This window comes from Clostridium sp. AUH-JLR23, from assembly GCF_964238065.1.
Lineage (GTDB): Bacteria > Bacillota_I > Bacilli_A > Erysipelotrichales > Coprobacillaceae > Allocoprobacillus > Allocoprobacillus merdigallinarum.
Window position 1 is genome coordinate 32,849 of sequence record NZ_CAXSKY010000009.1, and the last position, 17,682, is coordinate 50,530.

General features: G+C 29.3%; 17 protein-coding genes. 5 read left to right on the forward strand and 12 right to left on the reverse strand.

Going from position 1 to position 17,682, the window contains the following annotated elements; all coding sequences use genetic code 11:
* Nucleotides 1–33: 33 nt before the first annotated feature.
* Nucleotides 34–573 (reverse strand): metallophosphoesterase family protein, encoded by a 540-nt coding sequence (locus ACESR5_RS05910; protein ID WP_087244015.1) that lies wholly within the window; start codon nucleotides 571–573, stop codon nucleotides 34–36.
* A 173-nt stretch (nucleotides 574–746) separates the two neighbouring features.
* On the opposite strand from ACESR5_RS05910, the gene ACESR5_RS05915 reads away from it, so the two are divergent.
* The 5 genes from ACESR5_RS05915 (at nucleotide 747) to ACESR5_RS05935 (ending at nucleotide 5,776) form a co-directional block, all read left to right on the forward strand.
* Nucleotides 747–1,061 (forward strand): PTS sugar transporter subunit IIB, encoded by a 315-nt coding sequence (locus ACESR5_RS05915; RefSeq protein ID WP_087244016.1) that lies wholly within the window; start codon nucleotides 747–749, stop codon nucleotides 1,059–1,061.
* 83 nt (nucleotides 1,062–1,144) lie between these two features.
* Nucleotides 1,145–1,417, forward strand: a complete 273-nt coding sequence (locus ACESR5_RS05920) for an ACT domain-containing protein (protein ID WP_087244017.1) — start codon at nucleotides 1,145–1,147, stop codon at nucleotides 1,415–1,417.
* Nucleotides 1,418–1,428: 11 nt separating this feature from the next.
* Entirely contained in the window at nucleotides 1,429–2,793 is a 1,365-nt protein-coding gene (locus tag ACESR5_RS05925) for a PFL family protein (protein ID WP_373154690.1), read from the forward strand.
* Nucleotides 2,794–2,840: 47 nt separating this feature from the next.
* Nucleotides 2,841–4,070: an ATP-binding protein gene (locus tag ACESR5_RS05930; RefSeq protein WP_191492107.1), complete on the forward strand. Its 1,230-nt coding sequence runs from the start codon at nucleotides 2,841–2,843 to the stop codon at nucleotides 4,068–4,070.
* Nucleotides 4,067–5,776, forward strand: a complete 1,710-nt coding sequence (locus ACESR5_RS05935) for a GNAT family N-acetyltransferase (RefSeq protein WP_373154691.1) — start codon at nucleotides 4,067–4,069, stop codon at nucleotides 5,774–5,776. The genes ACESR5_RS05930 and ACESR5_RS05935 overlap by 4 nt, the downstream gene beginning before the upstream one ends.
* A 364-nt stretch (nucleotides 5,777–6,140) precedes the next feature.
* Here the strand turns inward: ACESR5_RS05935 and ACESR5_RS05940 are convergent, their stop codons facing one another.
* From ACESR5_RS05940 to ACESR5_RS05990, 11 genes are all read right to left on the reverse strand, one after another.
* Complete coding sequence (locus ACESR5_RS05940; protein WP_087936759.1) at nucleotides 6,141–6,410, reverse strand: hypothetical protein; 270 nt, start codon at nucleotides 6,408–6,410, stop codon at nucleotides 6,141–6,143.
* A gap of 12 nt (nucleotides 6,411–6,422) precedes the next feature.
* Nucleotides 6,423–7,607: a phosphopentomutase gene (locus ACESR5_RS05945; RefSeq protein ID WP_373154693.1), complete on the reverse strand. Its 1,185-nt coding sequence runs from the start codon at nucleotides 7,605–7,607 to the stop codon at nucleotides 6,423–6,425.
* Entirely contained in the window at nucleotides 7,594–8,517 is a 924-nt protein-coding gene (locus ACESR5_RS05950) for a tyrosine recombinase (RefSeq protein WP_087304180.1), read from the reverse strand. The genes ACESR5_RS05945 and ACESR5_RS05950 overlap by 14 nt, the downstream gene beginning before the upstream one ends.
* A gap of 58 nt (nucleotides 8,518–8,575) precedes the next feature.
* Complete coding sequence (locus tag ACESR5_RS05955) at nucleotides 8,576–9,145, reverse strand: hypothetical protein (RefSeq protein WP_191340785.1); 570 nt, start codon at nucleotides 9,143–9,145, stop codon at nucleotides 8,576–8,578.
* A 38-nt stretch (nucleotides 9,146–9,183) separates the two neighbouring features.
* Complete coding sequence (gene dinB, locus ACESR5_RS05960; RefSeq protein ID WP_373154695.1) at nucleotides 9,184–10,398, reverse strand: DNA polymerase IV; 1,215 nt, start codon at nucleotides 10,396–10,398, stop codon at nucleotides 9,184–9,186.
* Between the two features lie 23 nt (nucleotides 10,399–10,421).
* Nucleotides 10,422–11,243 carry a sporulation transcription factor Spo0A gene (gene spo0A / locus ACESR5_RS05965; RefSeq protein WP_373154696.1) on the reverse strand — a complete coding sequence of 274 codons (822 nt, stop codon included), beginning with the start codon at nucleotides 11,241–11,243 and terminating at the stop codon, nucleotides 10,422–10,424.
* A 212-nt stretch (nucleotides 11,244–11,455) separates the two neighbouring features.
* Nucleotides 11,456–12,448: a SpoIVB peptidase S55 domain-containing protein gene (locus tag ACESR5_RS05970; RefSeq protein WP_373154698.1), complete on the reverse strand. Its 993-nt coding sequence runs from the start codon at nucleotides 12,446–12,448 to the stop codon at nucleotides 11,456–11,458.
* Between the two features lie 61 nt (nucleotides 12,449–12,509).
* Entirely contained in the window at nucleotides 12,510–14,162 is a 1,653-nt protein-coding gene (gene recN / locus ACESR5_RS05975; protein ID WP_373154699.1) for a DNA repair protein RecN, read from the reverse strand.
* Nucleotides 14,163–14,171: 9 nt separating this feature from the next.
* On the reverse strand, nucleotides 14,172–14,975 hold the full coding sequence (locus ACESR5_RS05980; protein WP_191492111.1) for a TlyA family RNA methyltransferase: 804 nt from the start codon (nucleotides 14,973–14,975) through the stop codon (nucleotides 14,172–14,174).
* Nucleotides 14,956–16,830, reverse strand: coding sequence for a 1-deoxy-D-xylulose-5-phosphate synthase (gene dxs / locus ACESR5_RS05985; protein ID WP_087244029.1), 1,875 nt, complete (start codon nucleotides 16,828–16,830; stop codon nucleotides 14,956–14,958). Before dxs ends, ACESR5_RS05980 begins: the two co-directional genes overlap by 20 nt.
* Nucleotides 16,831–17,682, reverse strand: coding sequence for a polyprenyl synthetase family protein (locus ACESR5_RS05990; protein ID WP_191492113.1), 852 nt, complete (start codon nucleotides 17,680–17,682; stop codon nucleotides 16,831–16,833).

Genomic DNA, 17,682 nt, shown 5'->3' on the forward strand with positions numbered 1-17,682 from the left:
AAAAGAAATTAGTTACAGAAGCTAATTTCTTTTTTATTTTAACAGTGTTTTAAATTCTTCTAATAATTCAAGTCCTTCATCTAATATATCCTGATTACAAATCTCATCTGTTTGACAATGATGAAATTCAACTTGGATATCATTGTTATCACGAATATCAATAAGAGCATATGTTCCATATCCATAACTTCCTCGATTCATCATCAAACTTCCTGGATTAACAAAAAGAATGTTTTGATGTTTTTGGACCGTTGGAACATGTGTATGACCATGTAAACAAAGATAACAATTTTCTTTTTGACAAAGCTGTATTAATTGATCATATCCATAATAAACTCCATAATATTGTCCATGTGTAACACAGATATGTTGAAATGTTTTATAGATAGGGAAGGGTGCATCATCATGGTTTCCCTTAACAACAATATCAAATAATTGTATATATGGATCATCAACAGGTAAAGATGAATCACCACAATGAATCATATAATCAACATGAAAACGATAGTGAGTTACCACACGCTGTAAATAATTTTCGTAAAGATGACTATCGCTGACAACTAATAATTTCATTTCAATCAACTCTTTTCTTATATTATTCTATCATATTTCAATTATAAATTCATAATTATATTGATAGAATCAACCGATTTTCTCAAATAGAAAATTTTTATCCGTAAGTGTTTACAATTCAGGTAAAAATTGTTACAATATATATTGTAATAATAAGAAAGGGAGTAAGAAATATGAAAACTATTTTATTAGTATGTTCTGCAGGAATGTCTACAAGTTTATTAGTTACTAAAATGGAAGCTGCTGCTAAAGATGCTGGTGTTGAATGCAAAATCTTTGCATTACCATTCTCTGATGCACCTAGAGTATTAGAAGAAGTTGATTGCATCTTGCTTGGCCCACAAGTTAGATTCCAAAAAGCTGCTATTGAAAAATTAGCTGCCGGTAGAAAAGCTGGACCTATCCCTGTAGATGTCATTGATATGAGAGATTATGGAACAATGAACGGTAAAGCCGTATTCGAAAAAGCTTTATCTTTATTAAAATAATTTCTTAAAGGAGCTATGCTCCTTTTTTTCTTTTCTTTTTACATATTGTTTGTTATAATGTTTAAAAATCAGGAGGAAGAAAAATGGAAAAAGCAATTATAACAGTTGTAGGTAGAGATCAGGTTGGCATTATTGCTCATGTATGTCAATTTTTATCTAAAGCAAATATTAATATTTTAGATATTTCTCAAACAATATTAGATGGGTACTTTAATATGATGATGATTGTTGATATGTCTTTAGCAAAAGAATCATTTTCAGACGTTTGTGATCAATTAGAAGATTTAGGAAATCATATAGGCGTTTATATTAAATTACAGCATGAAGATATTTTTAATAAAATGCATAGAATCTAAGGAGGAAAATCATGATAAATTTATTTGAAGTTAATGAAACAAATAAGATGATTGAACAGGAAAACTTAGATGTCCGCACTATTACAATTGGGATTAGTTTACTTGATTGTATTGATGCTAATATAGATACTTTATGTCAAAATATTTATCATAAAATTACAAGTGTTGCTGAACATTTAGTTGAAACTGGAGAAAATATTGAAAAAAAATATGGGATTCCTATTGTTAATAAAAGAATTTCTGTAACTCCAATTGGTCTTATTGGTGCATCTGTATGTCAATCAACAGATGATTTTGTCAAAATCGCTAAGACTTTAGATCGTTGTGCTAAAAAAGTTGGTGTGAATTTTATCGGTGGTTACAGTGCGATTGTTTCTAAAGGAATGACACCTGCTGAAAAATTATTAATTCAATCTATTCCTCAAGCTATGAAAGAAACTGAATTGGTATGTAGTTCAGTAAACGTAGGATCTACAAAAACGGGAATTAATATGGATGCAGTTAAATTAATAGGGGAAATCATCAAAGAAACTGCTGAATTAACAAAAGAACAAGATTCTATTGGGTGTGCAAAATTTGTTGTTTTTTGTAATGCACCTGATGATAATCCTTTTATGGCAGGAGCTTTTCATGGAATCAGTGAAGCTGATGCTATTATTAATGTGGGTGTCAGTGGTCCTGGTGTTGTAAGAAAAGCAATTCAAACAGCTAAAGGAAAAGATTTTGGAGAATTATGCGAAATTGTTAAAAAAACTGCTTTTAAAATTACACGTGTTGGACAATTAGTCGCTAGAGAAGCTTCTGCAGCTTTAAATATTCCTTTTGGAATTATTGATTTATCATTAGCCCCAACACCGGCAGTTGGTGATAGTATTGCCGACTGTTTAACAGAAATGGGCTTAGAAAGAGTAGGGGCTCCTGGAACAACAGCTGCTCTAGCTATTTTAAATGATCAGGTTAAAAAAGGTGGTGTTATGGCATCTTCATATGTTGGTGGACTTTCTGGAGCGTTTATCCCTGTCAGTGAAGATCAAGGTATGATTGATGCTGTTGAAGCTGGTGCCTTAACATTGGAAAAATTAGAGGCTATGACATGCGTATGTTCAGTTGGTTTAGATATGATTGCGATTCCAGGGAAAACATCAGCAAAAACAATTTCTGGAATTATTGCAGATGAAATGGCTATTGGTATGATTAATCAAAAAACAACTGCAGTACGTATTATTCCTGTTATAGGTAAAGATGTTGGTGAAAAAGTAGAATTTGGTGGTTTATTGGGATATGCACCTATCATGCCTGTCAATCCATTCTCATGTGATGAATTTATTGATAGAGGTGGACGTATTCCTGCTCCTATCCACAGTTTTAAAAATTAACAAAAAGACGATTTTATCGTCTTTTTTTACAGAAAGGAGTTTAATTTATGATTAACGATCAGCTTATAGTCTATAAAAATATATCTCAGGATGATGTTGTTTTAAAATGTTTATCTTTTATGGATGATGATGCATCTATTGATGAATCAGAATTTATTGCTAGCCTTCTTGTTTTAGCTGAAAAATATGAATTACATGGACAATTATTCCAAAGTCTATTAACGCATTTATTAGCTTATCATGAAAATACATTCACATTGGCATTAGAAAGAAAAAAAGACATTTCTGTTTCTTTAAAAAAAGTAGTTTGTCATGATTTTGAAATCATTTACAATCTTTATCATTATGATTTTTCTTATCTTGATTCTTTATATAAAGATTTATTTTTTGACTTTCAAAACAGTTCTACGATTATCAATCAAGAAATTTTTGATGTATTAACAAACTTACAAACTCAGCTTTCTCAAAGCACATCAGTGGAAGAGTTTTATCAAATATTATATAATCATTATTATCAGTATGGTGTTGGAAAATATGGATTAAATAAAGCCTTTCGATATTTGAATAATCAAATTATACCAATTGATCATATTGGCAATAATACACTTGAACAATTAATTGGTTATGAAAGTCAAAAAGAACGCTTAATAGCAAATACTGAAGCATTTTTAAATGGTCAAAAAGCCAACAATGTTTTACTTTATGGCGATAGTGGGACAGGAAAGTCAAGTAGTATTAAGGCTTTATTGAATCGTTATTATAAACAAGGTTTAAGAATGGTTGAAGTCTATAAACATCAATTTATATCATTGCCTCAAATTATTAATGAATTACAAAATAGAAATTATCGTTTTATCATTTTTATGGATGATTTGTCTTTTGAAGAATTTGAAGTTGAATATAAATATTTAAAAGCCGTTATTGAAGGTGGTCTTGAAAAGAAACCTGATAATATTTTGATTTATGCAACAAGTAATCGTAGACATTTAATCAAAGAAACATGGAATGATCGTAATCATGATCAGGAAATTAATAATAACGATGCTATGCAGGAAAAATTATCTTTAGTATCTCGATTTGGTGTTCAAATCATGTATATTCATCCAGATAAACAACATTATTTAGATATTATTGATGCATTAGCTAAGACTTATCATTTAACAATGCCAACTGAACAACTACATGAATTAGCATTACAGTGGGAAATAAGAAATGGAGGTTTTTCAGGAAGAACAGCAAAACAGTTTATTCATATGCTGCTTTCTCAACAATCATGAAACAATTAAAATTAGAAGATTATGCAATTATTCAACCGTATTTAGAAAAAGCCAATTATGAAGGATATAACTCCAATTTTGTCACAATGATGATGTGGAATCATGAATATCATATACAATATGAAATACATGATAACTTTCTTATTATGCTGCATCATTATAAAAACATTTATTTTTGGGCCATGCCTTTTACGACACCAGAATTTTATCAGGAAGCTTTGGATTACATGATTAAATATAGCCATCAACATGGTTTTCCTTTTATGATTGATTGTGCTATTGAAAGTTTTGTTTCAACACTTCAAAAAAATGATTATTCGCATCAATTCCTTTTTGAAAGGACACCATTTAATGATGATTATATCTATGATAAAGATATGCTTCAAACTTTAGCTGGTAAGAAAATGCAAAAAAGACGTAATCATTACAATGCTTTTCTTAAAGCTTATCCTGATTATGAATATCGTGATTTGGATATAGTCAAAGATTTCGATATCATTTTTACATGTCTAAATAGATGGGAAGGGGAAAAGGATAATTTAAGTGAATCAATGACAAGTGAAGTTAGAGGAATCATGTCATTGCTTTCCTCAAAGCATCTTTTACCATTTCATATTGGAGGAATTTTTATCCATAACCAATTAGAAGCTTTTATTATTGCTTCAAAACTTAATCATTCTACTATTCAAATACACGTTGAAAAAGCAAATAAAGATATTAGAGGATTATATCCTGCTATATTAAAAGAACTATTAGAACATCATTTTCAAAATGAAAAATGGGTAAATAGGGAAGAAGATATGGGTCTAGAAAATTTAAGACGATCAAAGCAATCATTACACCCTGTTAAGATGATTCATAAATATCGTATTTATGAAAATCAGACAATAATTGAAAAAGCGAATGATCATGATTTAGAAGATATTAAAAAACTATGGCTACAATGTTTCGAAGATGAAACAGAAGAATCAACAAACTATTATTTTCAAGAGCTTTATCATAAAGAAAATACTTTTGTACTTAAAAATGATAATCGTATTTTATCTGCTTTACAAATCGTTCCAATGTCTATTATGAAAAATAAGAAGCCAGAAGAATGTTATTTTATATTAGGTGTGTGTACACATCCATATTTTCAAAAACAAGGCTTAATGAAGCAACTTCTATATTTTGTTTTGAGTAAATACACAAATAAAACGATTTATCTGCAAGCTTATCATCCTGAAATTTATCGACCTTTTGGATTTCATGCATCACATTATCATCAGGTTATTGAGATTGATAAAAATATGTTGGAAAATTATTCTGATTTGAAAATAAGTCAGCAATATGATTTGTTAGAAAAATATTATCATCAATTTGTTAGTCATTTTGATGAATATCGTATTCGTAGTCATGAATACTGGCAACTTTTAAGAAAAAGATGTGAAAGTTTCAATGATCGAATCTTTATATTTGAAGATTTAGGCTATTTTATATATCATGAAGATGATGAAAGTATTTATATAAGTGAAGCCATCTATTTCAATCAAAATAATCTTTTACAAATGTTGTCATATTTTAAGAAATCTTCTAAAAAGTTAATTCTTGAATGTGATATGACTGTAAATTTAAACTGTGAAAGTAAATATATCATTACAATGATGAGCAATACGCTTCAAAAAGATAGAATGGAATCTAATAAATATATTAATGAAGTGTACTAATGAAGAAGCTAAAATGCTTCTTTTTTTATAAAAAATACTGATTTTCAATTATCAATAATACAAAAACAATGGAAAACAAATATATCGTGTTATAATAGATATAAGCTAAATTGTAAACGGATTTAATAATTCCATTTATTATGATTGATTTTGTAAAAATTTTATGAAGAAAAATCCAAAAAATCAATGTATTATTTAGATATAGAATATCTATGTCAATATAAATAAAGATAAATGGGAATTTGCTCATAAATATGCAGGGATGCAGGGGAGTCATATTTAAACATAATAAAAAGTCTTATAAATCAGTAATAAGACTTTTTAAAAGTATATACAACTTCGTATAATATATATTATGTGAATTTTATAAGAATATTGAAACAAAAGAATATGTACTTATAGCCAAAACTATGATAATCAATATAAGAATATATATCATGAGATGAGAAGACATTTTTTTATACTGTTGAAATGCAGCTAAAAAAGAACAAGTATACAATATCATTGCGATGATATAATTTGTTATAATGACAAAATGATTATCTAAAGACAAAGCAAAAATATATAACAAAGCACCAATAAGAGTACCTCCTAAAGTTATCATAATGCCATGTCTAGTGTCCTGTGAATTCATAATAGATTTCTCCTAGATGATTTGATTTAATATAGATGATCCTATACCAGGATTTTCAACATCAAAATTATCTGCAATGGTCGCTCCAATGACTGCATAGCTTTTTAACAGTCCTAAATGTTTAGGCATTTGTAAAGACTTGCTATAAATGATAAGTGGAACATTTTCGCGTGTATGATCTGTTCCTTTGTATGTTGGATCATTTCCATGATCAGCAGTAATCATTAACAAATCATCACTATTTAAACAATATAATAATTCTTCTAACTGATGATCAAATTCAACAATGGCTTGTCCATATCCTTCAGGATTTCTTCGATGTCCATAAACAGCATCAAAATCTACTAAATTTAAGAAAGCTAATCCACGAAAATCTTCTTTCGCAATTTCTATTGTTTTTTCCATACCATCATGATTAGAAACAGTTTTAACTTTACGTGTAATACCTTGATCAACAAATATATCTGGTATTTTACCAATTCCAATGACTTCAACCTGATTTTCTTTAAGACTATCTAAAACAGTTTTACCAAATGGTTTTAGCGCTAAATCATGACGATTAGCTGTTCTTACGAATTCACCTTTCTTTTTACCAACAAATGGTCTGGCAATGATGCGTCCAACTTTCCATCTGTCATCCATTGCAATTTCTCTAGCAATTTCACACGCTTTATATAATTCTTCAAGAGGTATAATTTCTTCATTAGCAGCAATTTGAAATACTGAATCTGCTGATGTATAAACAATCCAATCACCAGTTTTTATCTGATGTTCACCCCAGTCATCAAGTATTTTTGTGCCACTTTCAGCATAATTTCCAACACATTTACGACCTGTTTTTTCTTCAAATAGATCAATGAATTCTTTTGGAAATCCTGTTTCAGTGAATGTTTTAAAAGGTTTGGTAATATGTAATCCCATCATTTCCCAATGTCCAGTCATTGTATCTTTACCATTGGAAACTTCTTCAAGTCTCGCAGTATAAGCTAATTGATTTTTTAAAGCATGAATACCTTGAAATTGACCAAGATTTCCTAAGCCCATTCCTTCTAAACAAGGAACATCTAGCCCCCCTACTTTTTCGCAGATATGACCTAAAGTATTTGCGCCAACATCATCAAATTGTGCAGCATCATGTGCATCTCCTATACCTAATGAATCTAACACTATTAAAAATACACGTTTATATTTTTCCATTTTTCTTGTTCCTTTCTTGCATTCTAGGATGTAATTGACGATAATCCTCAATTGCTTTATTTTGTGATACATGTGTATAGATAGTTGTTGTTGAAATATCACTATGCCCTAGCATTTCCTGAATTGAACGTAAATCAGCATCATGTTCTAATAAATGTGTCGCAAAAGTATGGCGTAAAGTATGAGGACTTATGTGTTTCATTAAACCACTATTTTTCACTAAATGTTCAAGAATATGATAAAAATCATCTCTCGTCATTACTTTTCCATTTTGAGTTAAAAAAAGATAAGGTGTTGTTCCTTTTTTGCAAAGTTCATCACGGTACTTTTCAATATATTCTTTGAGTAGAAGTCCACAACTTTTATTCATTGGAATAATTCTTTCTTTATTTCCTTTTCCAACACATCTAACAAATCCTTTTTGAATATTCACACTTTGCAAAGTTAATGAACACATTTCACTCACACGCAAACCACATCCATATAAAACTTCTACCATACAACGATTTCGTGATGAATTGGCATCTTTTACAACAATAGAATTTAATAATTGAAACATTTCTTCTTCACTTAAAACCTGTGGCAGATATTTTTTACGCTTTGGCATTTCAAAAGAACTCATTATATTTTGAGAAACAATTTTTTCTTTAATGAGAAATTGATAAAACTGTCTTAAAGATATCATATGACGATCAATAGTTGCATCACTTAATTTTTGACGCATTGTTTTTAAGTATGAATATACATGATCCTTGTTTACATCCTCGATATATTGAATTTCATATATCTTAAAAACATAATCCAAAAAATGTTTAATATCTCTTTGGTATGCATGAACAGTATGCTGACTATAATTTTTTTCAACAATCATATACTCTCGATATTCCAACATAGCATCTTTACATTTCAAAATACATCACCATTGCTATTATAACAATTTTTATCAAAAAAAACTACTAAAGTCACTTCTAAAATAAAGGAACAATATATAATCGAAAAGCTAATGAACATGTGAGTACAATCAATGAGGCAATAATAAAATTAAGTCGATAATTTAAAATACTTTTGATATTAAAATTCTGTTCGATATAAAAATTAACTAATGTCACATAACTAGATATATATAGGCCAATATAAACAATAATTGAAACTATGATGATTTCAAAAAGAATTTCACATAACATTAAAATAACCATAATTACATTCATTTGAACAACAGATAAAACATATTGTAGAGAAAATGATATTTGTAATCCTTTTAAAAAAGTTATAAATAACAAACCTAATTGTCCTACATAACTCGTACTTAAATATGTACAAATAAAAAGCAATAATCCACTTTGAATAATATATAATTGGTAATGATTTGTATAACTTTCAATATTTAAATAAAATAAATAATGGAAAAACTTTTGTATAGGTTCCTGTGTATGCGTATACTGATAAAAACCAAATAAAAAACCTATTAATCCAGTAACCCCAATTGCAATAAGTATATATTTTTTATTTTGAATAAAACGCTGTAAAAAAACACTCATGTTATCACCTCTGTAAAGCATATGAGCGTTCTTTAAAATTATTCATTATTTTTGAGATACTTTTTTTGAATTTCATCATCTTCAATAAGTGAGGATGCTTTCATAACTTTCATATCAGGAAAGTGTTCATTAAATTGATGAATAAACTGATCGGTTTGAGAATGATGAGATAGATGATTCCCTTGTTTACCAAATAAAGATAACTGTATATTTAAATCTTGAACATGAACAACATTATTTAAACTGACACCAACAAGACGTAAATTTTCACCATTATAAATACTTTCAAACAATAATAAAGCTGTCGCATAAATGATATCAAAATCATTTGTATATTGATCAATAATAGTTTGTTTTGTTTTTGATTTTTCTCGTGTATATTTAAGTGTAATAGAAATAGAATTAGATACAAGATCTCTTTTTTTGGCACGATTTGAAACTTCCTGTGATAAAGAATGAAAAACAGATTTAATGAATTCTTCATCATGACTATCATTTTCAAAAGTCGTTGAATTTCCAACTGATTTTAACTCATTCTTCTCATAATTGATTTTAGAGAAATCTTTGCCATTAGCTCTTTGATAAACAATAAATGTATTCTTTTGAAAAATAGTTCTTATTTTTTCATAGTTTTCATATTTTGCCAAATCACCAATAGTATAAATTCCCATTTGCTGTAATTTTGGAACAGTCTTTTTCCCAATTCCATGCATATCCCCTACAGGTAAATGCCAAAGTTTTTCTTTAAAATTACGATTTGTAATCATGGTTATCCCCATTGGTTTTTTCATATCACTAGCCATTTTAGCAAGAAATTTATTAGGCGCAACACCAATAGAACATTGTAATTTTAAAGTTTTAAAAACATGATTTTGAATGTCTTTAGCGGCCTGATATGGATGGATATGCTGATGTTGAATATATTCTGACATATCAACATAGCACTCATCAATACTTGCGACTTCAAGTTTTTTTGAAAAAGATGAGATAAGCTCAAAAAATTGTTGAGATAGAGTTTTATATAGTTGAAAATGAGGTGGAACAGTAATCAATTGAGGACATAGTTCTTTTGCTTGAAATAAAGGCATTGCTGAATGAATTCCATATTTTCTTGCTTCGTAAGAGGCAGTTGTAATAATGCTGCGACGTGACTCACGACAGACAACAATAGGTTTTCCTTCTAAATCAGGATTTTGAGAGATTTCAGCACTTGCAAAAAATGCATTCAAATCAATATGAAAAATAATTTGCAAAGAAATCACCTCAACTTTCATAACTATTTTAACATATAGTTTTTATAATTATAAAGACTTTCTTTTTTTACATGATCAGTTTTATGTGCTAATCTTAATTTATCAGCAATCATTGCAATAAATTCTGAATTTGTTGGTTTCGCTTTAACAGCCGAAACAGTGTAACCAAATATATCATCAATAGCATCTGTATTTCCCCTGTTCCATGCGACTTCAATAGCATGTCTAATAGCTCTTTCTACACGAGATGAAGTTGTATTATACATTCTTGCTATATCTGGATATAAAACTTTTGTAACCTGACCAAGAATTTCAATATTATAATATGTTGTTAAAATAGCTGTTCTTAAGTACATATAACCTTTAATATGAGCAGGTATTCCAACTTCATGTAAAATTTCTGTGATTTCATTTTCAATCTTCACTTTTTTATATTTTTCAGATTCATTCTGATCCATTAAATCTGTTTTTTGGAATTCAGAAGCAGTAATATATAGTGTTGATTGAATAAAGTGTTGAATATCAAAAGGATATTTAAAGCAATAAGTGACACCAAGTTCTTCTAACATATTGCAAATTGTCTGATTTGTAAATTGGGTAATACAGATAACTTTTTGAAAAGATTGTTTATTCATTTCTTTTAGTTTTTTTAAAACGCCAATGCCATCAATTTCAGATAACATCAGATCAATAATTAATAAATCACAAGTTCTTTGATTAAAGAAATTTAAACAATCAATACCATTTTGTGCCGTTCCAACAACAGTCATTTTATTTGTTTTTTCTAAATTATATTTTATATTTTCCAATAACTCTGGTTGTTCGATAGCAATAAATGTTTTCATAATTTCCAATTTTCCCTTTCGATTTCTTCTCATCAGCAAATTTATTATATATGTGTCAAATTCATATTCCTAGTCTTTATACAAAAAATAAATGTGAAAAAATGAATTTATATCTATTCGTCAAAATTTTCACTGCTTTTTTCGACATAAAGTTTGTTAAAAAGTCTAATCGTGTTGAAATAAGAAAAAGAGAATCTAGCAGGATTCTCTTTCTATTTGTCGTTTTTAAGCATCCAATCAATATATAATCCATAACCTTGATGAACATTGTTTATGTCAACATGTGTTACACATCCAATGAGTTTATTGTTTTGAATGATAGGTGAACCACTCATTCCTTGAACAATACCATTTGTTAATGACAGAACTTCTTCATCTGTTATTTCGAAAGTTATACCCTTTACATCAGGTTCGTTTTGTTTCTTTAAATCAGTGATGCGAATTGAACAACGACTGACTTCGTGACCATTGAGAACAGTTAAAAAATAAGCTTCTCCCAATTCAATCTCATCCATAGAAGCTGTTGAAATTGTTTGAAGTTGATCAGAAAAATTTGTATATTGGCCATAAATACCATAATTATTATTTTCATACAATCTTCCTATTTCAATAGAACCGATTTCAGCAATTTTTTCTCCTGGATTTCCATTTTGAGAAGGGTTTATTTTTTTTACATACGAATTATAAACTGTTCCATTTTTAATCGTTGTATCACTTGATAATGAAGTATCATACATCATATGTCCTAATGCTCCAAAGTGATGTGTTTCAGGGTTATAATACGTCATCGTCCCTATGCCAGTTAAACCATCCTGAACATAAAGTCCAGTCGTAAATTGATCATCTTTTTTTTGAAATTTCAATTCTTTTTTTATGGTCTTATTCTGACGTTTTAAGGTTAACATAATTTTTTGATTCTTTTCTACACTGTCCTTAACAGATTCCATTAACTCTGAAATAGATTCTACATTCTGCTGATTCACTTGCGTAATTAAATCACCAGACTGATAGCCATCACTTGCTGGATTATAAGGACGATTGTCAATAGAAATATCATAAGTTCCAGTAATCATAACACCTTCATAATCAAGCTCGATCCCTATTGATTGACCACCTAGAATAACATCTGCTGCAAAGACTTGAAAGGATGGGAATACTAATGAAACGACAGTGATGAGTGATATACTCAACTTTTTAAAAAGCAAAGCATATACACCTCCTTGTAATCAAATTGATTACATTTTATTTTGGCATATATGCTTTATTTTATGCATCTAATAATTTTTTAGCATTTGCTATAGCTTCTTGAGTCATAGTTTCACCAGATAACATTTTTGCAATTTCTATAATTTTTTGGTTAGAATCTAGAAGATGAATAGAAGTGATAGTTTCATCATCAGTTGATTTTTTTTCAATACAATAATGATAATCTGCCAAAGCTGCAACTTGAGGTAAATGAGTAATACAAATAACCTGTTTTTTGGAAGCTGTTTTTTTCATTTTTTCTCCAATTTTCGTCGCAACTTTTCCACTGACACCAGTGTCAATTTCATCAAAAATAATAGTATCAATACTGTTATATTCTAAAATTGTTGTTTTTATTGCTAACATTATACGTGAAATTTCTCCCCCACTTGCTGTTTCATTTAAAAGGCTTAAATCTTGTCCCTGATTGATAGAAACCATAAATTGTACATTAGTACATCCTAGTGGCTGAAGCATTTGAGATTCTTTTATTTGAACTTTAAAAATAGCTTTATCTAAATATAAGTCTTGGAGTTCTTGATGAATATCAGCTTCAAATTTTTTAGCATATTTTTTACGTATATGATGCATTTGCATTGCGATATCTTTTGTTTTCTTTTCTTGTTGCTGAAGCTTATTTTGAAGCTGTAAAATATATTCTTCTCTATTTTCAATAGTTTGAATTTTTTGTATTAATTCATCATGATATTCCTGAATATTTTGCATTGTAAAACCATATTTTCTTTTTAATCTATTGACTTTAAATAAAATATCTTGAAGTTCATTAAAACGATATTCATCAAAATGAAAAGAACGATATGTATCCAGTATATTTTCTGTAATATCTAATAAGTTATAATAAAGATTTTGTATACTTTCTACAGGTTCCTCAAACTCTTGATAAGAAGATAATGATTGAATTGCATAAGTAGCCTCTTTTAATTTTGGTAAAACACCTTGACCATTATTCATAAGTTGTTCAAAATTTTGAATACTTTCATTCATTTTCTCATAATTTTGTAATATTTTTAATTCTTCTTCAAAACGATCTATTTCATCATCTGTATAACTGACTTCTTCAATTTCTTTTAATTGACTTTTTAAAAAATCAAGCTGTTCATCTGACATATCTTCTTGAATAGTTTGATTCAAATGTTGTTGTATATCTTTATATTGTTGAAATTGAGTTTGATAATCTAAGAAAAGATCTTGTAGCTCATCTTTTGCATATTCATCCAATAAAAGGATATGGTTTTTTTGAGCAAAAAGTTTTTGTGTTTCAAATTGAGAATGAATATCAATCAAATAAGGCATTAATAACTTTAAAGCATTATGAGTAGATGATTGATAATTGATTTTAACTTGACTCTTACCATTACTTTGAATATTTTTTGTAATAATAAACTCGTCATCAGCTTCTATATGTAATTGCTGACATATGGCTTCTAGTTGAGGTGTTACAGTCACATCAAAAACACCTTCAATGACAGCTTCTGAACATCCTTTTTTGACAAATGAAGCGGAAGAGCGGTTACCACATAATTGTCCAATAGCATCAATCACAATAGATTTTCCAGCTCCTGTTTCTCCAGTAATAACGCTCATTCCTTCTTGAAAATCAATTTTCATTTTATCAATAATAACAAATGATGAAACATATAAACTTTTTAACATGTATTTCACCTACCCTTTAAAATGGCTGTGTGCTTCTTCGACAACTTTATAAATATCTATATCTTTATCTACATTCTGACGATGAATAAAGCATCCTAAAAACTCAATATTCCCTTCTCCTCCAGTAATTGGCGAGTAAGTCAGTCCCTGTAAAGAAAATCCTTGTTCATGGGCATATGTAATAACTTCTTGAATGACTCTTTGATGAATTTCAGGTTGAGAAACAATTCCATGTTTTCCTACATCTTCTCTGCCAGCTTCAAATTGTGGTTTAATTAAAGCTACACAATATGAATCCTTTTTTAAAATCTGAGATAAAGCAGGAAAGATATGTTTTAACGAAATAAACGAAACATCAATACTCGCAAAATCCGGTTGACCATATTGAAATAAATCCATTGTAGCATATCGAAAGTTTGTTTGTTCTAAAACGTGAACACGAGGATCATTTCTTAATTTCCAGACTAACTGATTTGTTCCAACATCTAATGCATAAACCTCTCTAGCACCATGTTGTAAAGCACAATCTGTAAATCCTCCTGTAGAAGAACCAATATCAAGCATTAATAGATGATTTAAATCTAAATTAAAAATTTGAATAGCTTTTTCAAGCTTTAGTCCGCCACGTGATACATAAGGCAATTTTTCTCCTTTGATATGCAAATGTGAATCAACTGGTATTTTAGTACCAGGTTTATCAATATAGTCATAATCATCACGAACGATTCCCGCCATTATAGCTCGCTTTGCCTTTTCGCGAGAATCAAATAATCCCTGCTCTACACAAAGAATATCAACTCTTTCCTTCTTCATCAAGTATCTCCTTTACTTTTTGTTTTAAATCATCTAAATGTATATGTTCTATTTTGAATAATGTGTCTAAATCTCCCTGAGGTGTGTAATGGTCATCAATTCCTATATAATCAATAGTCATAGGCATTTTCTTTCTTGAATAATAATGAGCAATAGATGCACCTAACGACCCAATCATCAAATCAGTTTCATAAACAAGTATATGTTGATGTGTTTGAGACAGTTCATCAAGAATATTTTCATCCATAGGTTTAATAAAACGTGCATTAATTAAATTAACTGGTAATTGTTCTGTCATAAGCCAATGAGCAACACGATCAACTTTTACATCATAAGTCATAATAGTTAAAGCATTCTGTGAATCAAAGATAATCTTTTCCCATGATCCTATACTTATCTCCTTATCTAAAGAAACATCTTTATCTTCAATATTCCCCTTTGGAAATCTGAGAATATATGGATGTTGAAAGTGACGAAAAACAGTATTTATCATCATTTTCATTTCAATAGCATCTTTAGGTGTCATAATAACAAGATTTGGAATAGATGAAAGAATACTCATATCAAAAACGCCATGATGTGTTTCACCATCTGCACCAACAAGTCCACTACGATCCACGCCTATGAGACATGGTAATTGCATTCTTGCAATATCATGGTTGATCTGATCATATGCACGCTGTAAAAAAGAAGAATAAATAGTAATAAATGGTTTCTTTTGAGCATTTGAAAGTCCAGCAGCAAAAGTCATAGCATGTTCTTCAGCAATGCCTACATCAAAAGCACGATCAGGAAAAGTATCAAAAATATGACGCAGACAGCTTCCTGATATCATTGCTGGTGTAATTGTTACAATGTCCTGGTCTTCATACATCCATTTTTCAATATGTCTTGCAACAACTTCACTCCAGCTAATCATAGAACTTTCTTTTGAACGAATACCTTCACGATAATCAAATGGAGCAACACCATGATATACTCCATAGTAATCATTTTCAGCAAGAGGGTATCCTTTTCCTTTTACAGTATGGACATGAACAACAACACTATGATCCATTTCAGATGCCAAACTCAAAGCATTAAAAAGATCATGAAAATCATGACCATTAATAGGTCCTATATAATCTAAACCAAATTCACCAAAAATATTATCATTAATAACATTGTTTTTTATTTGATCTTTCACTTTTTTTGTTATTTTATAAACTTTTTTTCCTAAATTTGATTTACTCAAAAAAGAAATATAATTATTACGAGCGTTTTTATATTGCGTAGACATACGAATATCAGAAAAGAAATTACTTAAGCCACCAACATTTCTAGAAATAGACATATTATTATCATTAAGAATAATAATCACTTTAGAATCAACAGATCCAATATAATTAAGCGCCTCAAATGATTCCCCACTCATAAGTGCAGCATCACCTACAACACATATCATTTCACCTTGTTCGTGATTTAAATCTCTAGCAATAGCCATTCCAATAGCTGCTGATAATGCTGTTGATGAATGACCAGCTTCCCATACATCATGAATACTTTCTTTTTTCTTTTGAAAACCACTCAAACCATTATATTGTCTAAGTGTTGAAAATTGTGCAGCTCGTCCTGTCAATATTTTATGAACATAAGATTGATGTCCAACATCAAAAATGATTTTATCTAATGGTGAATCAAAAATATAGTGTAAAGCAATTGTTAATTCAACAACCCCCAAATTACTAGAAAAATGTCCACCTGTTTCAGATACATGATGAATAATAAACGACCTGATTTGATCAGCCAGTTCTTCTAGTTCTTCAATATTTAATTGTTTTAAAAACTGAGGATTCTTGATTTGCTCAAGTTTCATTTAACTCACCCTTTTCAAAATTTTTATAAACAATTCTAAAATCAATCCATGATTAATTTGCATTGCATAAATTCTTTCATAACATTTTTGGAATAATTCTTCGATTTTTTTCTGTGAAGCTTCGACTCCTATCAAGCTTACATAAGTAGATTTATGATTTTCCAAATCACTTCCAACCTTTTTTCCTAACTCTTCAGTCGTCCCTGTAACATCTAAAATATCATCCTGAATTTGAAATGCTAAACCTAAGTCAAAACCTAGTTGTTTCCATGCATCAAGATCACTTTTTTTGGCGATACAGGCAGCCATTTGCATGCTAACTGAAATTAACTCTCCTGTTTTATGTTTATGGATATCTTCTAATTGAGATAAATCAGCTTTTCGATTTTCAAAATAAAGATCTTGTTGTTGCCCATAAATCATCCCATTAATTCCACTTGCCTGATACAAAAGATTAGTAAGTTGAACTTTTAAAGAATCATCAAGTGAAGTTGTTTGTAATATGATATTAACTCCTAAATTTAATAAAGCATCTCCAGCCAAAATAGCTGTAGCTTCATTAAATTCTTTATGACACGTTTTTCTTCCTCTTCTTAAATCATCATTATCCATACCAGGTAAATCATCATGAATAAGTGAATAAGTATGAATCATCTCAATTGCACATGCAACATCTAAATATTGATGGTAATCAAATTGATAAGCTCTTAACACTGTTAAAAATAAAATTGGACGCAAACGTTTACCAGGTGCCAATAAGGAATATAACATTGCATCCTTGACTCTTCCATCTTTCAATGGTTCACATAATTTCACTAAACGTTGGTTAATTTCTTCTTTCATTGTATCCAT

Coding starts and splice junctions, on each gene's coding strand:
- ACESR5_RS05915 (WP_087244016.1), top strand. CDS start 747: ATGAAAACTATTTTATTAGTATGTTCTGCAGGAATGTCTACAAGTTTA.
- ACESR5_RS05920 (WP_087244017.1), top strand. CDS start 1,145: ATGGAAAAAGCAATTATAACAGTTGTAGGTAGAGATCAGGTTGGCATT.
- dxs (WP_087244029.1), bottom strand. CDS start 16,830: ATGAAACTTGAGCAAATCAAGAATCCTCAGTTTTTAAAACAATTAAAT.
- ACESR5_RS05935 (WP_373154691.1), top strand. CDS start 4,067: ATGAAACAATTAAAATTAGAAGATTATGCAATTATTCAACCGTATTTA.
- recN (WP_373154699.1), bottom strand. CDS start 14,162: ATGTTAAAAAGTTTATATGTTTCATCATTTGTTATTATTGATAAAATG.
- ACESR5_RS05910 (WP_087244015.1), bottom strand. CDS start 573: ATGAAATTATTAGTTGTCAGCGATAGTCATCTTTACGAAAATTATTTA.
- ACESR5_RS05990 (WP_191492113.1), bottom strand. CDS start 17,682: ATGGATACAATGAAAGAAGAAATTAACCAACGTTTAGTGAAATTATGT.
- spo0A (WP_373154696.1), bottom strand. CDS start 11,243: ATGAAAACATTTATTGCTATCGAACAACCAGAGTTATTGGAAAATATA.
- ACESR5_RS05930 (WP_191492107.1), top strand. CDS start 2,841: ATGATTAACGATCAGCTTATAGTCTATAAAAATATATCTCAGGATGAT.
- ACESR5_RS05925 (WP_373154690.1), top strand. CDS start 1,429: ATGATAAATTTATTTGAAGTTAATGAAACAAATAAGATGATTGAACAG.
- ACESR5_RS05945 (WP_373154693.1), bottom strand. CDS start 7,607: ATGGAAAAATATAAACGTGTATTTTTAATAGTGTTAGATTCATTAGGT.
- ACESR5_RS05980 (WP_191492111.1), bottom strand. CDS start 14,975: ATGAAGAAGGAAAGAGTTGATATTCTTTGTGTAGAGCAGGGATTATTT.
- ACESR5_RS05955 (WP_191340785.1), bottom strand. CDS start 9,145: ATGAGTGTTTTTTTACAGCGTTTTATTCAAAATAAAAAATATATACTT.
- ACESR5_RS05940 (WP_087936759.1), bottom strand. CDS start 6,410: ATGAATTCACAGGACACTAGACATGGCATTATGATAACTTTAGGAGGT.